The organism is Shewanella sp. AC91-MNA-CIBAN-0169, assembly GCF_040310165.1.
Lineage (GTDB): Bacteria > Pseudomonadota > Gammaproteobacteria > Enterobacterales > Shewanellaceae > Shewanella.
The window spans coordinates 76,460-93,592 of the sequence record NZ_JBEOPM010000010.1; the positions used below are offsets into that span (position 1 = coordinate 76,460).

Here is a 17,133-nt window from a genome sequence, read left to right on the forward strand (position 1 = left end):
TAGCGATCACTGCAAAAACACCATGCCGTATAGCAATACAAAAATCATTGGACTAAGGCTTGCAAAAGCAATTAATCCAAAGCCATCTACCATCGGATTACGACCTTTAATGACGCTTGCCAGGCCAACCCCTAGTGCAGTGACTAAAGGCACAGTAATGGTCGATGTGGTGACGCCACCAGAATCATAAGCGATACCAATAATGTTGGCTGGTGCAAAGCTGGTGAGGATCATCACCAACACGTAACCGCCAATAATGAGGTAATGGATTGGCCATCCCTTAAGAATACGAATGACCCCAAGTAAAATGGCCAGACCAACCGAGATAGCGACGGTTAATCGTAAGCCCATTGCATAGGAACTCATGGCTTGTTGGTTTGACTCTATCGCACCAGCATTCGCGGCAACCTGCGCTGCTTCGTTTGCAACAGCCGTAAGAGCAGGTTCTGCTAATGTGGTGCCAAAACCTAACGAGAATGAGAAAATAACTAACCAAAATACACTGCCTTTTCGTGCTAATGCTTCAGCCAGTGATTCGCCAATCGGAAATAAACCCATTTCCAAACCAAATACAAAAAAGGTCAGTCCCAATACAATAAACACCACACCCACAAGAATAGATCCAAGTTGTGCAGGCGCTTGATGAAGCACAAATATTTCAAAAAAACTGACCACTAAGATAATAGGAATAAGGTCTTTGAAGCTGCTTAACATCGCTTGGAGCAATTTGATGATGGCTGACATCTTAGCTCCTGTAATGGTTTCGCTGACATAAATAGCCAGCAACTAAATTAGTGTGCCTATGGAACAATATTTCACAACATATTGTTTACAATTATTTGCAGTAAGTTGACGTAGGTCATAAAAATGGGTAAAAGTGGAGGGCTGTTTATTAAAATATTACTCGACCAGTATTTTTCGAAGTGCGAGAAAAGGTTAAGGATAAAATCAAAAAGGATTTAGAACGTTATGAAGACACTTTTACGCTTATCGATAGCAGCGGCTTTTATGAGCCAATTTGCTTATGCTGAACCAGCAAACACAGAAGCTTTTTCACACGCTTACCAGCAATACAATGTTTCTGTTGAAAACCACAACAACCAAGATACGCTGAAATATGCGCAGCAAGCCTATGAGTTAGGTCAAATTAAATTCGGTCAAGACAGCTTTGATAGCGCTAAGTTAGCCATTAATTATGCAAATGCGGTAATGGTTGAACCTAAGAAAAAGAATCAAGGCCGTGTTATTGAAGATGACGCGACGCTTAAGGCGCATCAATTATTTACTTCTGCATTAGCTGTATACCGTGAAAACGTGACCGATAATGGTATCGAGTTAATCGATCCTTTGATTGGGTTAGCTGAATCGACAACAGATGATAAATACGCGAAAACGTTATTATTTGAAGCAATAGAGATTGCAGAAAAAGCTGACAATGAGTTAACGGTTGCCGAAGTAAAACTCATTACGTTTCATCGCTTATCGCATACCGAGTATTATACCCGCACAGTGAGAACTTTGGCGTTTGACGCTTACGATATTTATACCAGTAAGTTACCAGAAGATGCCATTAAACGAGTTGATGCTACTTACCTCGTTGCTGCGTTATATGATTCCATGGGTAAGCCAAGTCAAGCAATTACAAATTTAGTTGAAGTTATCAAACAATATCAGGCATTACCTTATAGTCATCCTTATGAACTTCGTGCGCATGCCTTGTTAGTGAAACTGTATGAGCAAAAAGGCCTAGGAGATAAAGCCACTGAGCATTGTATTGCGATTGGTAAAATGACGCCATGGAATGACCAACAAGAACAAACCCCGTTATTTAGAAAACCACCAAAATACCCGCAATCATATGCCCAAAGAAGAAAATCTGGTTGGGTGCAAGTTGAGTTTACAGTTGATGAAAATGGTTTTGTTAAATCACCTGAGATCATTGACTCTAAAGGTGGCACCCAGTTTGAAAAAGAATCGATAGAAGCGCTTAGTCAATGGCGTTATGCGCCTAAATTTGTTGATGGTAAGCCAACAGAAGCAAAATCTACCGTTCAGCTTGATTTCACCATAGGTTAATACCTAAGCCAGCTTGTGTTATACCAATCTCATTGGTTATGTTTAACTTAAGTTAACCAATACAAGCTGAGCATGCCAACACATACAACAACGAAGCTAGTTTCGATTAGGAACTGGCTTTTTTGTAGCTGTTTTTTACCTTGATTTAAAATAGTCACCAATTGGTTTTGTTTGTAAATACGGCAAGAGACTAATTCTGTTTGTGGATCGACTATTAATTGAAAACGACACTTTTTGCCATTATTAAGCAGTACATCATGCATGCTTTGTAAACCAAAGTTGAACTTGCGTGACACCACTTTGCCATTAATAAATACTCGTTCTAGTCCGCACCAATTACTCGCTTGCAACTCAATGTTGTCTTGATTGAGGTGGTATGTAAACTTAATCATAATGCTGTCCTTATCACATGATAGCCACGAGCCCTGTGTCTAATAAAAGCAGAGTAATGTGACATTTTCCAGCATATAAATATGAACAATTTACGAAATGAAGCTATCTAGTTGGCAAGCTTAGTAATATTTATTTTTTGGAAGAGCTATTGCCAAAATATGATTTTTCGGCATTTAAATATTAGCGGTTGATGATAAATGAAGCAGGGTTGTATGTCGGAATATACGGATAATATACGGAACTTATACATGAGTATTCGATCAAAAGAACAGATCAAAAGAACAGTTCAAAAATACAGTAGTAACAGGCAGACTATTTTTTGTTAACGATTAAATAGATGAAAAGCAGACCATTTACTTCACGTAATAGGCCTTCAATAGATCTTTCCAAGTAATAATGCCCACGATGGTGTTGTTGTCTAATACCGGTAAACACCCTATATCGTGGTCTAAAATAAGTCTGGTTGCTTGGTTGATATCGCAATGAGGGGCGATAGTGAATGGATTGTGAGTCATGACTTGATGAACCCTTTTATGCAGGGTTTCAGTGTCCCGAATTAATTCAGCAGCGGTACCGATATTAGGACTGAGCGCCCGTAGAAAGTCCCGATGAGACAATATGCCACTCAATTGCTCGTTATCAACCACGAGTAGATGATGAAAGCTGACATTGTCAAAAATTTCTTTTGCCAGTGTCAGCCGGTCATCCATCTCTATGGTAACCACTCGCGTAGTCATGATGTCCGCGACACAGAGATGTTTAGTCGGGTTATCAGGTAATGTCTCTGTCAACAATTCAGTAGCAGTTGTCATAAGCGATTCTCCACGTATTTATTCTTTTATATCAGATAAATATCAGTGTAACAATCATTTAACGGCCAATGACAACGACTTAATCACGTTATAAGCTTGTATCTGGTCAAGATGCAATTTTGTTTTCAGGTAAATGACCAGCCAAGTATTTTTGATATTTTATCGGCTTTAACTGATGAATATCGACTAACACTAAACCATCGATACAGTCACCAAACTCTGCATCAATACCAAAGTCGAGAAACTGTACGCCATTGTTGTCGCACAATTCGCCATATTGCTTAAATAACGTCGGTACTGATACACCCATATTCGATAGCGTCCGTTTGAGTATTTTAAAGTTCTCAGCATAGTCATCGCCATTAAATAACTGATGCAATTGATGCTGACGTTCGTCGGTGAATTGATATGAATTAAATGAAGTCGCTAAAACGTGTTTGGTGGCAAAATGATGTTGGTAAAAAAACACCAGCATCTCTTTGGCGGGAACAGGTAGACTATCGCTTAGCGACACGGGCCCAAAGAGGTAACGATACTGTGGGTTTTTAATTAAAAACGCACCAATACCTTGCCACAAATATTCTAAACTACGGCGGCCCCAATATTTAGGTTGGACAAAGCTGCGGCCAAGTTCGAGTCCTTGGTCAAAATAGGGAGCAAACGCATCGTGGTATTCAAATAGTGATTGGCTATACAGCGCATTTTCACCAATGGATTCGTGGAGCATTTTGGCACTGGCAAAACGATAGGCACCCACAATCTCTAATTCGTCTTTATCCCATAACACTAAATGAAAATAGTGATTATCATATTTATCGGTATCGCGACGTTTACCGGTACCTTCGCCCACGGCTCTGAAGGCGATTTCACGAAGCCGGCCAATCTCACGCATAACTGCACTGCTTTGAGTATGCTTATACAAATAGATTTGTTTATTGTCTTGGGTTTTACCGAGCAATTCGCATTGTTGTAAAGCTTGTTGTAATTCACAGCGTTTTTCTGGATGGGCAATGGCATTTTGGGTGATAAATAATGGACTGCGATTTTTACCTATGCGGTATAAATGATTTTTAAGCAAATTCACTTTGGTTTTAAGCGGAAAATCTTGAGTGCTGACCACTTCTTTTGCAATCAATTGGCCAATTCGCACCGGCATCACATGATCCATTTGTTTGAACATTTCTTTAATCAGTAATAGCGTTGCCAATGGCTTGTAAATCATTGAGGCGCCATAAAACGTAGCAGAGTTTTTTGCGTCAACGAACATCGGTAAAAGGGGGGCATTACAGGCGCGAGCCATTTTTAAAAAGCCGCTGTGCCAATGTAAGTCAGTAACCCCTGTTGGGCGTAAACGTGACACTTCACCCGAGGGGAAAATCAATATCGCGCCTTCATTTTTGAGGTGATGATGAATTTCATTTAAGTGTTGTTTCGGTGTTCCACCAGTCATGTTACGTACTGGCAATAAAATGGAATGAAGCGGTTTAATGGCCATTAGTAATTCATTGGCAACGACCTTGATGTCTGGTCTCACCTGACTAATCAGTTTGATTAATGCCAGCGCATCAAGTGAACCGATAGGGTGATTGGCGTAGATCACCACTCGGCCTTCAATGGGAATATTTTCAATTTCGTTATTGGGGACGCTGTAACTGAAATTCAAACAGGCAAGAATTTGTTCAACAAAATCGACCCCGGATAAATGCGCATGTTCGTTGGCAATGTCATTACACTGCTTTTCATGAAGCAAGTAGCGCAACATGGCTTTAGTCGGCACGGCTAACCAAGGCTTGTTATGCACATTTGGCAGGTTTTTTTCGACCATATTATCAACAGTAAATATCATATTTTAGCCTTATTTATGCAACGTGCTGTTTTTGGGGCGTGATGATTGATGTAGCCTCTGAACTGCCAAAATCAATCGTGTTTACTGCTGTAGCTTGCAACGTTTGTTCATCCCACTTAAGCAACTGCACATCTCCAGATTCTGTCTCTGCTATGAGAGTACAATTTTCAACCCAATCACCATCATTTGCGTAAGTGATGATGTGGTTATTAATCGTATGCTGTGATAATTCTGGCTGATGAATATGGCCACATATCACCATGTCGACTTGTTTTTTAATGGCATAGCGCAGTACGGCATCTCGGTATTGGTTAATGGCTTGCTGAGCTTTGTTGACGCGGAGTTTTATGTAGCTGGCTAGTGACCAATATGGATATCCTAGGCGGCTTCTTACTCTGTGTAACTGACGATTTAGCCACAACAACACATCATATAAATGGTCGCCTAATTTTGCGTAGGTACGACTAACACATACTTGTGAGTCAAATTGATCGCCATGAAGTATTAAAAAACGTTTACCACTCAGAGACTGATGAATATGCTGTTTAACGAGGGTAATACCTCTGAAATGACTGTCGGCATAATCTTTGAAAGCCTCATCATGATTACCTGGTATGTAAATAACTTGGGTGCCACTACTGGCCAGTTCGAGGATTTTTTGTATCACTTTATTGTGGCTGTCGGGCCAATAAACACGTTTTTTCAGTGCCCAGATATCGACAATGTCACCGACTAAATACAAGTATTGGCATTGGCTATGATTGAGGAAATGTAATAAAAAGTCTGCTTTACAATCAATGCTGCCTAGATGAACATCCGATATCCACAACGCATGAAAATGCTGAATTTTGTCACTATGCGTTAAGTGAGATAAAGGTTGCCGTTGTTGATTGCTTTTTTTGCTGTGTGAGATCATCCGTCATTCACCCTAATACACAGATTGCGTCAGTGTTGATGTAGAGTAGGGCAGTTATTTGACGCTAAGGTGAACGATTTGTTGCAACTTGATGAACCCGTCACCAGCAATATCTGGAGGGAAGAGTAATAAAAAAGGAAATGCACAGGCATTTCCTTTTAGCTTTTTTTATAAAGTTATGTTTATAAATTGATTTTTATAAATGCATGTTTATAAAGTTATATTAAGGGATTCAAAAGCCTTAATATCAAGCTGATTAACTATCTTGCGGCATCAATAATTGCTTTAGCCATTTCATCGGCTACAGAACCGGTAGTGCGGTTCTCGCTATCAGCACGTTCAAAAATAGTCAGCAGGGTATTGTAAATCTGCTCAACCTTGGCGGTAGAGGCTGCAGCGTCATAGTTTTTCTCAAATGACACATTGATAATACCGCCAGCATTAATCACATAATCTGGCGCGTACAGAATACCCATTTGCTTGAGTTTTTCACCGTGGCGAACTTCAGCTAACTGGTTATTGGCACAACCGGCAACAATGGTCGCTTTTAGTAATGGCAAGGTTGTGTCGTTAAGTGTTGCACCTAATGCACAAGGCGCATAGACATCAACATCCTGGGTATAGATATCTTGTGGAGCAACAACGGTTGCACCAAATTCGGTTGCAACACGGTCAAGCGAGGCTTGATGAATGTCGGTAACAATGAGTTCAGCGCCTGCATCATGTAAATGCTTACACAAGTAATAACCAACGTGTCCCACGCCTTGCACAGAGACTTTAATTCCCTTTAGGCTATCAATGCCGCGTTGATGTTTTACGGCGGCTTTAATGCCAAGGTACGTGCCTAACGCGGTAAGTGGCGATGGATCGCCTGATTTACCTTCAAGTCCAGCAACAAATTCAGTTTCACGACTGGCTATCATGATGTCTGATGTCGATACGCCAACGTCTTCTGCAGAATAATATTTGCCACCTAAACTGTTCACAAAGCGCCCAAATGCAAGGAATAACGCTTCGCGGTCGGTTGTTTTAGGATCGGCGATGATCACTGCTTTACCGCCACCCATGGTGAGACCGGCTAACGCATTTTTATAAGTCATTCCACGAGAAAGACGTAATACGTCTGTTAAGGCTTCATCATCCGATTGATAGTTCCACATACGACAACCACCTACGGCAGGGCCTAGGTTAGTGTTATGGACTGCAATTATGGCTTTTAAACCACTTTGTTTATCATGACAAAAGACCACTTGTTCGTGTTCATCGAACGAAACATGATTAAAAACTGCCACGTGACATCTCCGCTTGCTAGCTTGTTAAAGTAAAGTTCTCACACCTTCTGTTAATTGAGTACAAAAGGCGCAAACGACTGCTTGTTATATTTATTGCAGCACGATAGCATTTAGCGATACTCTCAACAAAGCATGATTTAGTTATTTTTGTCATTGATGTGGAAATTTAGCTTGCCACCTTACGTAAACGTAAAGTAACTTATGTTGCATCAGTGTTTTTGAGATTGAATATCAGGTTGCATTTTTGTTCTAACCTGTAATATAACAATAAGATAGGAAGTATTATGACTGAAGAAGTAGCAGAGCCGGTTGCACAGCCAACACCAGAGCCTGAGGCATTAAGACAAGAGTGGGTTCGTACTCAATTTCAAAAGGCGAACCGTTTTTTGGCTGAGAAAGGGGTGATCCCAAGTAAAGTACTTGCTGACGAAAGCCGTTATCTTGCTCCTTATTTAGCCATTTGGAAGATGGAATCGAAGCAACCTAAAAAACAAACATTTTGGGTAATGTCTGGTGATTTACCTTCGGATTATGTTGATGTGAAAGTCGCGGCAACAGCTCGTGATGCGATTAGACATTTTTCAATGATGTGGCAACTTAAAGCAGAGAACTTGCACAAGTCGGGTGTAACCAAAGATCCTACTCAACTTAAGTTTGCACAATTATTGGTGTCGCGAGCAGAAAGCTTATATAAAATGAATCAAGATGAGAAACTGTGGGGGTAATGCCCTAAGCCACTAGTAACTTGACGTAATAAACATAAAAAAGGCACTCACAGTGCCTTTTTTTATTATCTTGAGCTTGATGGATCATATCGATGAGCTCTTGTTGATAGCCGCCATCAAGCTCAGTGACTTATATGCTAATGATTACTCGCAATCGTCTTCGGCTAAATAGAATAACCCTTGATTGAGTAATTCGGTTAGAACATCCATTGCCGCTGGGTTGGCTGTGAATAAACCAGCCTCTTCAGGCGTGATCCTTACCTGGTTAGCCAATAGTTGTAACATGTCATTTGTAACATTAGTAAAGGTGTACACTTCACCATTAATAAACAAACGCTGCTCATTATCATTTTCTAACTGCAATACTTTCAAACCACCAATGCGTTGAATTATCGCGCCTTGCTCAATCGCTTCCAATAACTCATCGGCCGTTAATGGCTCTTCGCCTTCACAGATATCAAGTTCGAAACGATTTTGACTCAGTAGCTTACCTAGCATGGTTTGATAGCTGGCTGGATCTTGAGCCAATTGGGTCAATAAATCCATAATACCCTGCTGGTGTGATTGGCTAATCATCCCTGGTGTTGCTGGCTCATCCACAGAATTAAAACGTTTTTGGCCTTGGTTGCTGTCGATTAAACTATCCGCGAGTTCAGTTAATAATTCTTGTTGGCTAGGCGCTCTAAAACCAATCGAATATGACAAGGCGAGCGATAGTGTTTCGCCGCAATGTGGGTATCCTGGTGGAATGTAGAGCACGTCGCCTTTTTGCAATACCACATCGATAATCGGTTCAAAGTCGTCAACTAGCGGTGAGTTAGGGTTATCGCCGCGACGCTTATGTTGACCTTTGTCGCCCACTTTCCAACGACGTTCGCCATCGCCTTGAATGATAAACACATCGTAGTTATCGATATGCGGCCCAACACCACCACCTGGCGTGGCAAATGATGCCATTAGGTCATCAAAGCGCCAGTCTGGTAAAAATCGAAATGCTTCGACTAAAGCCTGTGAGTCAGGGTACCAATGGTTGACGGCTTGAACTAATAGCTGCCAGTTGTCTTCACCAAATTGGTCATAGTCTTCAAATGGACCTTGGACTACGTCCCAGTCATCACCTTTTGTGACCACAACGCGTGATGATATTTCTTCTTCACAGGCTAGGCCGGCAAGTTCATCTGCTGCGATAGGATCTTCAAAGTCGATAAAAGCCTGTTTGATAACAAGTGGTTTTTGCTGCCAATGCTGTTTAATAAAGGCTTGGGTATCAATATTTAATGTGTACATCATTGACCTCAGGTCGAGATAATTAACGAGTGGTAATACAATAAAAAAGCGGCCACATATGCGACCGCTAATGTTATGTATAAGCTTATAAGACTATTTTAGCTCATCAACAAAGGCTTCTGCGCGGCCAATGTAGTTTGCTGGGGTCATCTTTTTCAATTCAATTTTTACGTGTTCTGGTAATTCAAGACCATCGATGAATACTGCAAGTTGTGCAGCATCAATACGTTTGCCACGCGTCAGTTCTTTTAACTTCTCATACGGTTTTTCAATACCGTAACGACGCATTACGGTTTGTACTGGCTCTGCCAATACTTCCCAGTTTTTGTCTAATTCAGCTAAAAGTTGTGCTTCATTCACTTCTAACTTGCTAATGCCTTTCAAGGTTGCTTGATATGCAATTAACGAGTGAGCCATACCAACGCCTAAGTTACGTAACACGGTTGAGTCAGTTAGGTCACGTTGCCATCTTGAAACGGGTAATTTAGCGGCTAAATGTTGCATTAGCGCGTTAGCGATACCTAAGTTACCTTCCGAGTTTTCAAAATCAATTGGATTGACTTTGTGCGGCATCGTTGATGAACCAATTTCGCCTGCGATAGTGCGCTGCTTAAAGTGGCCTAGTGCAACATAACCCCAAATATCACGATCAAAATCGATTAGGATGGTGTTGAAACGAGCAATGGCATCGAACAATTCAGCAATGTAATCATGTGGCTCAATCTGAGTGGTATACGCGTTCCAATTAATGCCAAGGCTGGTGACAAAACGCTGTGACAACTCATGCCAGTTTACTTCTGGGTATGCAGAGATGTGTGCGTTGTAGTTACCGACTGCACCGTTAATTTTACCCATAATTTCAACAGCGTTGATTTGGTTTAATTGACGATCTAAACGTACTGCAACGTTAGCCATCTCTTTACCAAGTGTAGATGGTGATGCTGGTTGGCCGTGGGTGCGTGACATTAACGGCACGCTTTTATTGTCATGCGCTAATTTTTTGATCGCATCAATAATCTGCTGACAATGCGGCACTAGCACTTGTTCACGCGCTTCTTTTAACATTAAGCCATGAGATAAGTTGTTAATGTCTTCAGAGGTACAGGCAAAATGGACAAATTCATCAATGGCGACTAACTCGGCATTATTGGCAATTTGTTCTTTAATAAAGTACTCAACCGCTTTAACGTCGTGATTGGTGGTGCTTTCAATCGCTTTAACGCGCAGGGCGTCTTGTTCGCTAAAGTTGTCCTTGATGCTGTCTAGCACGGCAAGGGCGGTTTCGCTAAAAGGGGGAACTTCTTCAATCTCTGGGCAGCTAGATAATAGCTTTAACCAGTTGATTTCAACTTGAACACGGTACTTAGTAAGACCGAACTCGCTGAAAATCCCTCGTAATGAGGCGGTTTTACTACCATAACGACCGTCTACCGGAGAGATAGCAGTTAGTGCGGAAAGATCCATTTGAAGCTCCTTGATGAACTTTGTTGTAGGGTGATTCGATTAATTGTTATTTTGGCTTTGTTTTGCTGTATCAAATATGGCCTTACGGGCAAACACTAAATGGCGGCGTTTGCCACCTAATTGGCGCCATAATACTGCACTGCGCATTGCAGCAAGCAGTAACGCACGAATTTTGTTTTGCACCTGAGGCTGTTTTAAGCAATCGGGATTACCTGATATTTGTAATTTAGGGCCTAATTCACTGATGATATCACTGTAAATACTGGCAAAATTGGCAAGTACTTGTTCATCGGTAATCGCAAAATGTGCCAGTTGGCGATGCACTTGATTGATGCGCTCTGCCAGCATACCCAAACCATTGGGCGAGCGGGCAAGCTTACGTTCAAGCGCTAATACGCCAACTAAGTAACGAGTGGTTTCGACATCTTTGTTACTGCCATCGCCGAGCTGATTTTGAATCAGTTGGTAGCCATTATCTAAAATGGCTTTATCTTGATAGACCTCAACTGTCGATTCAGGCTCTGTGATTAAAATAGTATTAAGCGTAGCAGCTAAGGCGTCTTTGTCACTTTCGCCGTGGCGTGCTAAATACTGCACTTGGCCAATCGCTTGTAAAATACCCGCGAAGGCCATAGTGCGTTCAAACAAGATGTTGTCTGGAGTTTGGCTCACGGATTATCCTCGAATTAAAGTATCGATTATGCCGCCACCTAAACAGATGTCACCATCATAAAACACGGCTGATTGCCCAGGGGTCACTGCGGCAACCGCCTCATCAAACATCACCGTAATATTGTCTGCGTCATCATAGGTGAGGGTACATCCAACATCACGTTGACGATAACGGGTCTTTACCGTAATCGTGCTGTTATTGGCAGGACCTTTACGATCAACCCAATGGAGCTGATTGACAGTCATACCTGTTGACATTAAACGAGGGTGATTGCCGCCTTGCGCCACAATAAGCACATTACGGACTAAATCTTTTTCGACCACATACCATGGGTCTTCATTGCTGTTTTTCAGTCCACCAATGCCAAGGCCTTTGCGTTGTCCAAGTGTGTGATACATCAACCCTTGATGTGTACCAATCACTTCACCTTCCGATGTTTCGATATCACCAGGTTGTGCTGGTAAATACGTTGCTAAGAAGTCAGTAAATTTACGTTCACCAATAAAGCATATGCCAGTGCTGTCTTTTTTGTCGTGAGTAATGAGTCCCAATTTTTGGGCTATTTCGCGTACTTGATGTTTTTCAAGTTCACCGACAGGGAACAAGCTACGGGCAACTTGTTCGTGGCTTAAGGTGTATAAGAAGTAACTTTGATCTTTATTGCCATCAACCCCACGGAGCATTTCAACGCTGCCATCGCTATTATCACGACGACGAACATAATGGCCCATGGCGATATAATCAGCATCTAAAATGTCGTCGGCAAATTCAAGAAATGCTTTAAATTTGATTTCTTTATTACACATGATATCGGGATTAGGCGTGCGGCCTGCTTTGTATTCTGCTAAGAAGTATTCGAATACATTATCCCAGTATTCGGCAGCAAAATTGACGGTGTGCATTTTTATACCTAGCTTGTCGCAAACCGCTTGAGCATCTTTTAAATCATCTGCTGCTGCGCAATATTCATCAGTATCGTCTTCTTCCCAGTTCTTCATAAACAGACCTTCAACTTCGTAGCCTTGCTGCATTAACAAGTAAGCTGATACTGAAGAGTCCACACCGCCGGACATGCCGACAATGACTTTTTTTCCGTTTGAAGTAGGGCTGAGTGATGTCATAAATCCTAAAAACCTTGAAGAAAGATAATGTATATATTGTGCCGCAATGCCGATGTTTCAAGGCGATTGTGCTAGATTTTTGCTAGTCGTTAACTTGAATACTATTAGTTGCGAATATCGCAGAGATTATAGTTGCACATATCGCAGAGATTATAGTTGCACATATCGAAGAGATTAATTGGTAAACGGTCAATTAATACGACATTTGTGCGGCGCGTATTCTATCACGCATTCGCTTAATGGGCTATCTTGAGGCACATACAAATAGCCTAATACAAGCCATTAAAAATAATCGACATTGAGCAACGATAACGGCGTGTGCTGTGCGGAATGGTTTTTATCCGTTTGTTGTAAAAAATCTTCAATACTTTTTAGCACTAATGGGCTACGAAGCTGGTTGCCAAGGGCGATGATGTCTGCAAGATTAAGCCAATGGGTAGCGGTAATGGCATTATCACCGGGTGTGGCGTGTTGTTGCTCGGCCAGCTCAATACAAAATGTATAACGAACAAAGGCTAAATCTGTAGCTGCCCGAAATTGATAGATCCCTACTAAGGCTTGTGGTGTCAGCTCAAGTCCCGTTTCTTCAACAATTTCACGAGCGCATGCTGCAATAATCGATTCATTGGCCTCTAAATGCCCCGCTGGTTGGTTAAATTTAACCTCACCGTAGATGCATTCTTCAACCAATAAAAATTTACCTTGGCAGTGGATCACGCAAGCTACAGTAGTATTAGGTTTATAGCGTTCAGTCATATTTCCCTCTTGTATAAAGCGTCTGCCAGCGATTACATTGCTGTGCTGATCACTTTGTATTCACCATTTGGTAAATCATCTAGACACCATTGACCTATTTTATAACGGATTAATCTTAAGGTTGGGTGACCTACATGTGCGGTCATTCTTCTGACTTGGCGATTTCGACCTTCACAAATTTGCACTTCAAGCCAGGTTGTTGGAATGGCTTTTCGCTCTCGCACCGGCGGGGTTCTTGGCCAAATATCAGGAGATGTCATTACGCAAACTTTAGCCGGTAATGTCATGCCGTCTTTTAATTCAACCCCATTACATAAGGCATTGATTGCCTCATCTGATGGTTCGCCTTCCACTTGAACCCAATAGGTTTTAAAGGTTTTTTGCGATGGCTGGGTAAGCTTTGCCTGCAATTGTCCGTCGTTGGTAAGCAATAGCAAACCTTCACTATCACGGTCTAAACGTCCTGCTGCGTAAACATCGGCTACTGGAATAAAGTCTTTTAATGTTTGTCGGCCTGCTTCATCGGTAAATTGGCACAACACGTCAAATGGCTTGTTAAATAATACGATGACGGGATTTTCAGGCCGTGGTTTTTGTGGCGGTCGCGATTTTGCCCTGCCACGATTGGCTGGCGCACTTGTTGCCTCTGAATTAACTGGTTTTGTAGACGCGCCAGTTCTGTAAGTAGATGTTTTTTTAAATTGACTGAATTTACCGATTTTTGACATAAAGGTATGGTTAACATCCTTTGCTAATACAAGTGAGTGAAAAGTGAACGAATATAAATCTATTTATGGTAGTTTACTGCGTATTCGCCCTTAGTGGAATTTGAAAATTACTAAGAATGATCTATGATGTCCGCCTAAAAATTGTGATCTGTACCTAATTTATCATTCTGAGATATCGGCTTTAACCGCTAAATCTCAGAGGTTTGAGAACAAAATATAATAATAAAGGGATAGGGGATTTCACATACTTGGCTTATAAAAAAGTGTGCCATGGTCGCTGACCACGGTTAACTTGTGCGAGTGTTATCCACCAAAGCCCGTCAAATGCTTACGCAATTTATTCTAATAAATTATAAATTTACAATAATGTAGGAAACAAAATGAAAGATAACACTCCAACGATCATATACACAGAAACCGACGAAGCACCGGCACTTGCCACGCTGTCTTTATTACCGATTATCCGCACTTTCACTAACGCTGCTGGCGTAAAAGTTGAAACGCGCGATATCTCTTTGTCAGGTCGTGTTATTGCTAACTTCCCTGAAAAGTTAACCGCAGAGCAAAAAATTGCTGATGCGCTAACCGAATTAGGCGAATTGGCTAATAAGCCAGAAGCTAACATCATTAAATTACCTAACGTTAGTGCATCAATTCCGCAGTTAAAAGCCTGTATTGCTGAACTTCAAGCAAAAGGTTATGACATTCCTAACTATCCTGATGAGCCTAAAAATGACGCAGAAGTTGAAGCTCAATCGCGTTATGATAAAATTAAAGGTAGCGCGGTAAACCCAGTATTACGTGAAGGTAACTCAGATCGTCGTGCACCAACGTCAGTGAAAAACTACGCCAAGAAAAACCCACATTCAATGGGTAAATGGGCCAGCGACTCTAAGTCTCACGTTGCTCATATGAACGAAGGTGACTTCTATGGCAGTGAGCAGTCTGTCACTCTAGCGGTAGCTGATAAAGTCAATATCGTGTTGACTCAACAAGACGGCAAAGACGTTGTATTGAAAAGCGGCTTAGCGTTATTAGCGGACGAAATTATTGACTCATCAGTGATGAGCAAAAAAGCGTTAGTGGATTTTTATGCTCGTGAAATCGAAGCGGCAAAATCTGAAGATGTTTTGCTATCTTTACACCTTAAAGCGACCATGATGAAAGTGTCTGACCCAATATTATTTGGTCTTGCCGTTAAAGTGTTCTTTAAAGATGTGTTCGATAAGCACGGTAAATTATTTGCTGAGCTAGGCGTTGATGTAAACAATGGTTTTGGTGATGTTTATGCCAAAATTAGCACGTTACCAGAAGCTAAACGTAACGAAATTGAAGCAGATATTGCTGCTGTTTATGCTGCTCGTCCAGCACTTGCGATGGTTGATTCTGATAAAGGTATCACTAACTTACACGTACCTAGTGACATCATTATTGATGCATCAATGCCTGCAGCTATCCGTTCTTCGGGGAAAATGTGGGGTCCTGATGGCCAGTTACAAGACACCAAAGCAATGATCCCAGATCGTTGTTACGCTGGTGTTTATCAAGAAACGATTTCGTTCTGTAAAAAGCACGGTGCATTTGATCCAACAACTATGGGCAGCGTACCTAACGTGGGCTTAATGGCTCAAAAAGCAGAAGAATACGGCAGCCACGATAAAACCTTTGAAATTAAAGCTACTGGTACGGTTAATGTGATTAACCAAGCCGGTGATGTGTTAATGAGCCATGACGTTGAAGCTGGCGACATTTATCGCATGTGCCAAGTGAAAGATGCGCCAATTCGCGACTGGGTAAAACTAGCCGTCAAGCGTGCACGTTTAAGTAATACACCAGCGGTATTTTGGTTAGACAGTAACCGTGCTCACGATGCTGAGTTAATTAAGAAAGTGGCTCAATATCTAGCTGAGCAAGATACTGCTGGTTTAGACATTCAAATAATGACGCCAGAGGATGCAACTCGCTTTACGCTAGAGCGCATCATCAAAGGTGAAGACACTATTTCGGTAACGGGTAACGTGTTACGTGACTACTTAACCGATTTATTCCCAATTCTTGAACTGGGTACCAGTGCTAAAATGTTGTCTATCGTGCCGTTAATGAATGGCGGTGGCTTATTTGAAACAGGTGCCGGTGGTTCAGCGCCTAAGCACGTGCAACAAGTCGAAAAAGAAGGTCACTTACGTTGGGATTCATTAGGTGAGTTTTTAGCACTTGCTGCGTCTTTAGAACATTTAAGCCAAACGACCAATAATCCTAAGGCACAAGTATTAGCAGACACCTTAGATGTGGCAATTGGTGTATTCCTTGATACCAATAAATCACCATCACGTCGTGTAGGTGAACTTGATAACCGCGGTAGTCACTTCTACCTAGCGATGTATTGGGCACAAGCATTAACTGAGCAAACGGCTGATGCAGAGCTTGCTGCACACTTTGCACCTCTAGCTAAGTCATTGGCTGCAAATGAAACGGTTATTCTTGCTGAATTGAACGGTGCACAAGGCCCAGCAGTTGATTTAGGTGGTTATTACCGTTTAGATGCAGCTAAAGCCGAACAAGCAATGCGCCCTAGTGCAACATTAAACCAGTTTGTAATTGGTTAATCTGCACAAGAACTCTCCTAACTAGGTGTGAGTTATTCTGTTAATGAATACATCTTCAATTGAAGGTGTATTAAATTGATTGAGTTGATGTTTTTTTAGGCAATAAAAAAGACAGGGATTAAAATCCCTGTCTTTTTGTTTTATAGTCTCACCAATTAGATTGTTGGCGAGATGGCTGAAGCATGCATTCCTTTGGGGCCTTCTTCAACTTCGAAGCACACAGGTTGACCTGCTTTTAAGGTACGATAACCTTCCATTTCGATAGTTGAATAGTGCGCAAATACATCTTCGCCACCCTGATCAGGGCAAATAAACCCGAATCCTTTGGCGTTGTTGAACCATTTAACAGTTCCGTTTGCCATACTTCCACTTCCTTCTGTTGTCTACTTACCAGTAAGATAGTAAAACTTATTATCCAGCGGTCTAGTATTCGCCGCC

General features: G+C 41.6%; 16 protein-coding genes. 3 read left to right on the plus strand and 13 right to left on the minus strand.

The genetic code is table 11. The features are described from left to right. Positions 1-6: 6 nt before the first annotated feature. Positions 7-744, minus strand: coding sequence for a DUF1538 domain-containing protein (locus AAEY98_RS10580; protein WP_101086945.1), 738 nt, complete (start codon positions 742-744; stop codon positions 7-9). 225 nt (positions 745-969) lie between these two features. On the opposite strand from AAEY98_RS10580, the gene AAEY98_RS10585 reads away from it, so the two are divergent. Further along, positions 970-2,076 carry an energy transducer TonB gene (locus AAEY98_RS10585; protein WP_350978062.1) on the plus strand — a complete coding sequence of 369 codons (1,107 nt, stop codon included), beginning with the start codon at positions 970-972 and terminating at the stop codon, positions 2,074-2,076. A 47-nt stretch (positions 2,077-2,123) separates the two neighbouring features. Here AAEY98_RS10585 and AAEY98_RS10590 read toward each other — a convergent pair whose 3' ends face one another. From AAEY98_RS10590 to AAEY98_RS10610, 5 genes are all read right to left on the minus strand, one after another. After that, positions 2,124-2,468, minus strand: a complete 345-nt coding sequence (locus AAEY98_RS10590; protein ID WP_101086947.1) for a hypothetical protein — start codon at positions 2,466-2,468, stop codon at positions 2,124-2,126. A 354-nt stretch (positions 2,469-2,822) separates the two neighbouring features. Then, positions 2,823-3,281: a CBS domain-containing protein gene (locus AAEY98_RS10595; protein WP_101086948.1), complete on the minus strand. Its 459-nt coding sequence runs from the start codon at positions 3,279-3,281 to the stop codon at positions 2,823-2,825. A gap of 106 nt (positions 3,282-3,387) precedes the next feature. Continuing rightward, positions 3,388-5,127 (minus strand): bifunctional ornithine lipid synthase OlsF, encoded by a 1,740-nt coding sequence (gene olsF, locus AAEY98_RS10600; RefSeq protein WP_351016838.1) that lies wholly within the window; start codon positions 5,125-5,127, stop codon positions 3,388-3,390. Positions 5,128-5,140: 13 nt separating this feature from the next. Continuing rightward, complete coding sequence (locus AAEY98_RS10605; RefSeq protein ID WP_101086950.1) at positions 5,141-6,043, minus strand: UDP-2,3-diacylglucosamine diphosphatase; 903 nt, start codon at positions 6,041-6,043, stop codon at positions 5,141-5,143. Positions 6,044-6,303: 260 nt separating this feature from the next. Next, positions 6,304-7,335, minus strand: a complete 1,032-nt coding sequence (locus AAEY98_RS10610; RefSeq protein ID WP_101086951.1) for a Glu/Leu/Phe/Val dehydrogenase dimerization domain-containing protein — start codon at positions 7,333-7,335, stop codon at positions 6,304-6,306. Between the two features lie 284 nt (positions 7,336-7,619). Between AAEY98_RS10610 and AAEY98_RS10615 the strand changes: the two genes are divergently transcribed. Next, the gene (locus tag AAEY98_RS10615) at positions 7,620-8,060 is read left to right on the plus strand and encodes a DUF4826 family protein (RefSeq protein WP_101086952.1); all 441 of its coding nucleotides are present in this window, start codon (positions 7,620-7,622) and stop codon (positions 8,058-8,060) included. A gap of 144 nt (positions 8,061-8,204) precedes the next feature. Here AAEY98_RS10615 and AAEY98_RS10620 read toward each other — a convergent pair whose 3' ends face one another. From AAEY98_RS10620 to AAEY98_RS10645, 6 genes are all read right to left on the minus strand, one after another. Beyond that, complete coding sequence (locus tag AAEY98_RS10620; protein ID WP_162024353.1) at positions 8,205-9,347, minus strand: ribosomal protein uL16 3-hydroxylase; 1,143 nt, start codon at positions 9,345-9,347, stop codon at positions 8,205-8,207. 93 nt (positions 9,348-9,440) lie between these two features. After that, a complete protein-coding gene (gene purB / locus AAEY98_RS10625) occupies positions 9,441-10,811 on the minus strand; it encodes an adenylosuccinate lyase (protein WP_101086954.1) in 1,371 nt (456 codons plus the stop codon). A 39-nt stretch (positions 10,812-10,850) separates the two neighbouring features. Then, positions 10,851-11,483, minus strand: a complete 633-nt coding sequence (hflD, locus tag AAEY98_RS10630) for a high frequency lysogenization protein HflD (protein WP_351016841.1) — start codon at positions 11,481-11,483, stop codon at positions 10,851-10,853. 3 nt (positions 11,484-11,486) lie between these two features. Continuing rightward, a complete protein-coding gene (mnmA, locus tag AAEY98_RS10635; RefSeq protein ID WP_101086955.1) occupies positions 11,487-12,605 on the minus strand; it encodes a tRNA 2-thiouridine(34) synthase MnmA in 1,119 nt (372 codons plus the stop codon). 282 nt (positions 12,606-12,887) lie between these two features. Beyond that, on the minus strand, positions 12,888-13,361 hold the full coding sequence (locus AAEY98_RS10640; protein WP_351016843.1) for an NUDIX hydrolase: 474 nt from the start codon (positions 13,359-13,361) through the stop codon (positions 12,888-12,890). A gap of 32 nt (positions 13,362-13,393) precedes the next feature. Then, positions 13,394-14,089, minus strand: a complete 696-nt coding sequence (locus tag AAEY98_RS10645) for a pseudouridine synthase (protein WP_351016846.1) — start codon at positions 14,087-14,089, stop codon at positions 13,394-13,396. 380 nt (positions 14,090-14,469) lie between these two features. On the opposite strand from AAEY98_RS10645, the gene AAEY98_RS10650 reads away from it, so the two are divergent. Further along, positions 14,470-16,695: an NADP-dependent isocitrate dehydrogenase gene (locus AAEY98_RS10650; RefSeq protein ID WP_351016849.1), complete on the plus strand. Its 2,226-nt coding sequence runs from the start codon at positions 14,470-14,472 to the stop codon at positions 16,693-16,695. A gap of 155 nt (positions 16,696-16,850) precedes the next feature. Here AAEY98_RS10650 and cspD read toward each other — a convergent pair whose 3' ends face one another. Beyond that, on the minus strand, positions 16,851-17,057 hold the full coding sequence (gene cspD, locus AAEY98_RS10655; protein WP_011637711.1) for a cold shock domain-containing protein CspD: 207 nt from the start codon (positions 17,055-17,057) through the stop codon (positions 16,851-16,853). Positions 17,058-17,133: the final 76 nt, after the last annotated feature.

What these genes read in the sequence shown, in the direction of transcription:
- AAEY98_RS10580 (WP_101086945.1), bottom strand. Translation starts at nt 744, where the DNA reads ATGTCAGCCATCATCAAATTGCTCCAAGCGATGTTAAGCAGCTTCAAA.
- AAEY98_RS10585 (WP_350978062.1), top strand. Translation starts at nt 970, where the DNA reads ATGAAGACACTTTTACGCTTATCGATAGCAGCGGCTTTTATGAGCCAA.
- AAEY98_RS10590 (WP_101086947.1), bottom strand. Translation starts at nt 2,468, where the DNA reads ATGATTAAGTTTACATACCACCTCAATCAAGACAACATTGAGTTGCAA.
- AAEY98_RS10595 (WP_101086948.1), bottom strand. Translation starts at nt 3,281, where the DNA reads ATGACAACTGCTACTGAATTGTTGACAGAGACATTACCTGATAACCCG.
- olsF (WP_351016838.1), bottom strand. Translation starts at nt 5,127, where the DNA reads ATGATATTTACTGTTGATAATATGGTCGAAAAAAACCTGCCAAATGTG.
- AAEY98_RS10605 (WP_101086950.1), bottom strand. Translation starts at nt 6,043, where the DNA reads ATGATCTCACACAGCAAAAAAAGCAATCAACAACGGCAACCTTTATCT.
- AAEY98_RS10615 (WP_101086952.1), top strand. Translation starts at nt 7,620, where the DNA reads ATGACTGAAGAAGTAGCAGAGCCGGTTGCACAGCCAACACCAGAGCCT.
- AAEY98_RS10620 (WP_162024353.1), bottom strand. Translation starts at nt 9,347, where the DNA reads ATGTACACATTAAATATTGATACCCAAGCCTTTATTAAACAGCATTGG.
- purB (WP_101086954.1), bottom strand. Translation starts at nt 10,811, where the DNA reads ATGGATCTTTCCGCACTAACTGCTATCTCTCCGGTAGACGGTCGTTAT.
- mnmA (WP_101086955.1), bottom strand. Translation starts at nt 12,605, where the DNA reads ATGACATCACTCAGCCCTACTTCAAACGGAAAAAAAGTCATTGTCGGC.
- AAEY98_RS10640 (WP_351016843.1), bottom strand. Translation starts at nt 13,361, where the DNA reads ATGACTGAACGCTATAAACCTAATACTACTGTAGCTTGCGTGATCCAC.
- AAEY98_RS10645 (WP_351016846.1), bottom strand. Translation starts at nt 14,089, where the DNA reads ATGTCAAAAATCGGTAAATTCAGTCAATTTAAAAAAACATCTACTTAC.
- AAEY98_RS10650 (WP_351016849.1), top strand. Translation starts at nt 14,470, where the DNA reads ATGAAAGATAACACTCCAACGATCATATACACAGAAACCGACGAAGCA.
- cspD (WP_011637711.1), bottom strand. Translation starts at nt 17,057, where the DNA reads ATGGCAAACGGAACTGTTAAATGGTTCAACAACGCCAAAGGATTCGGG.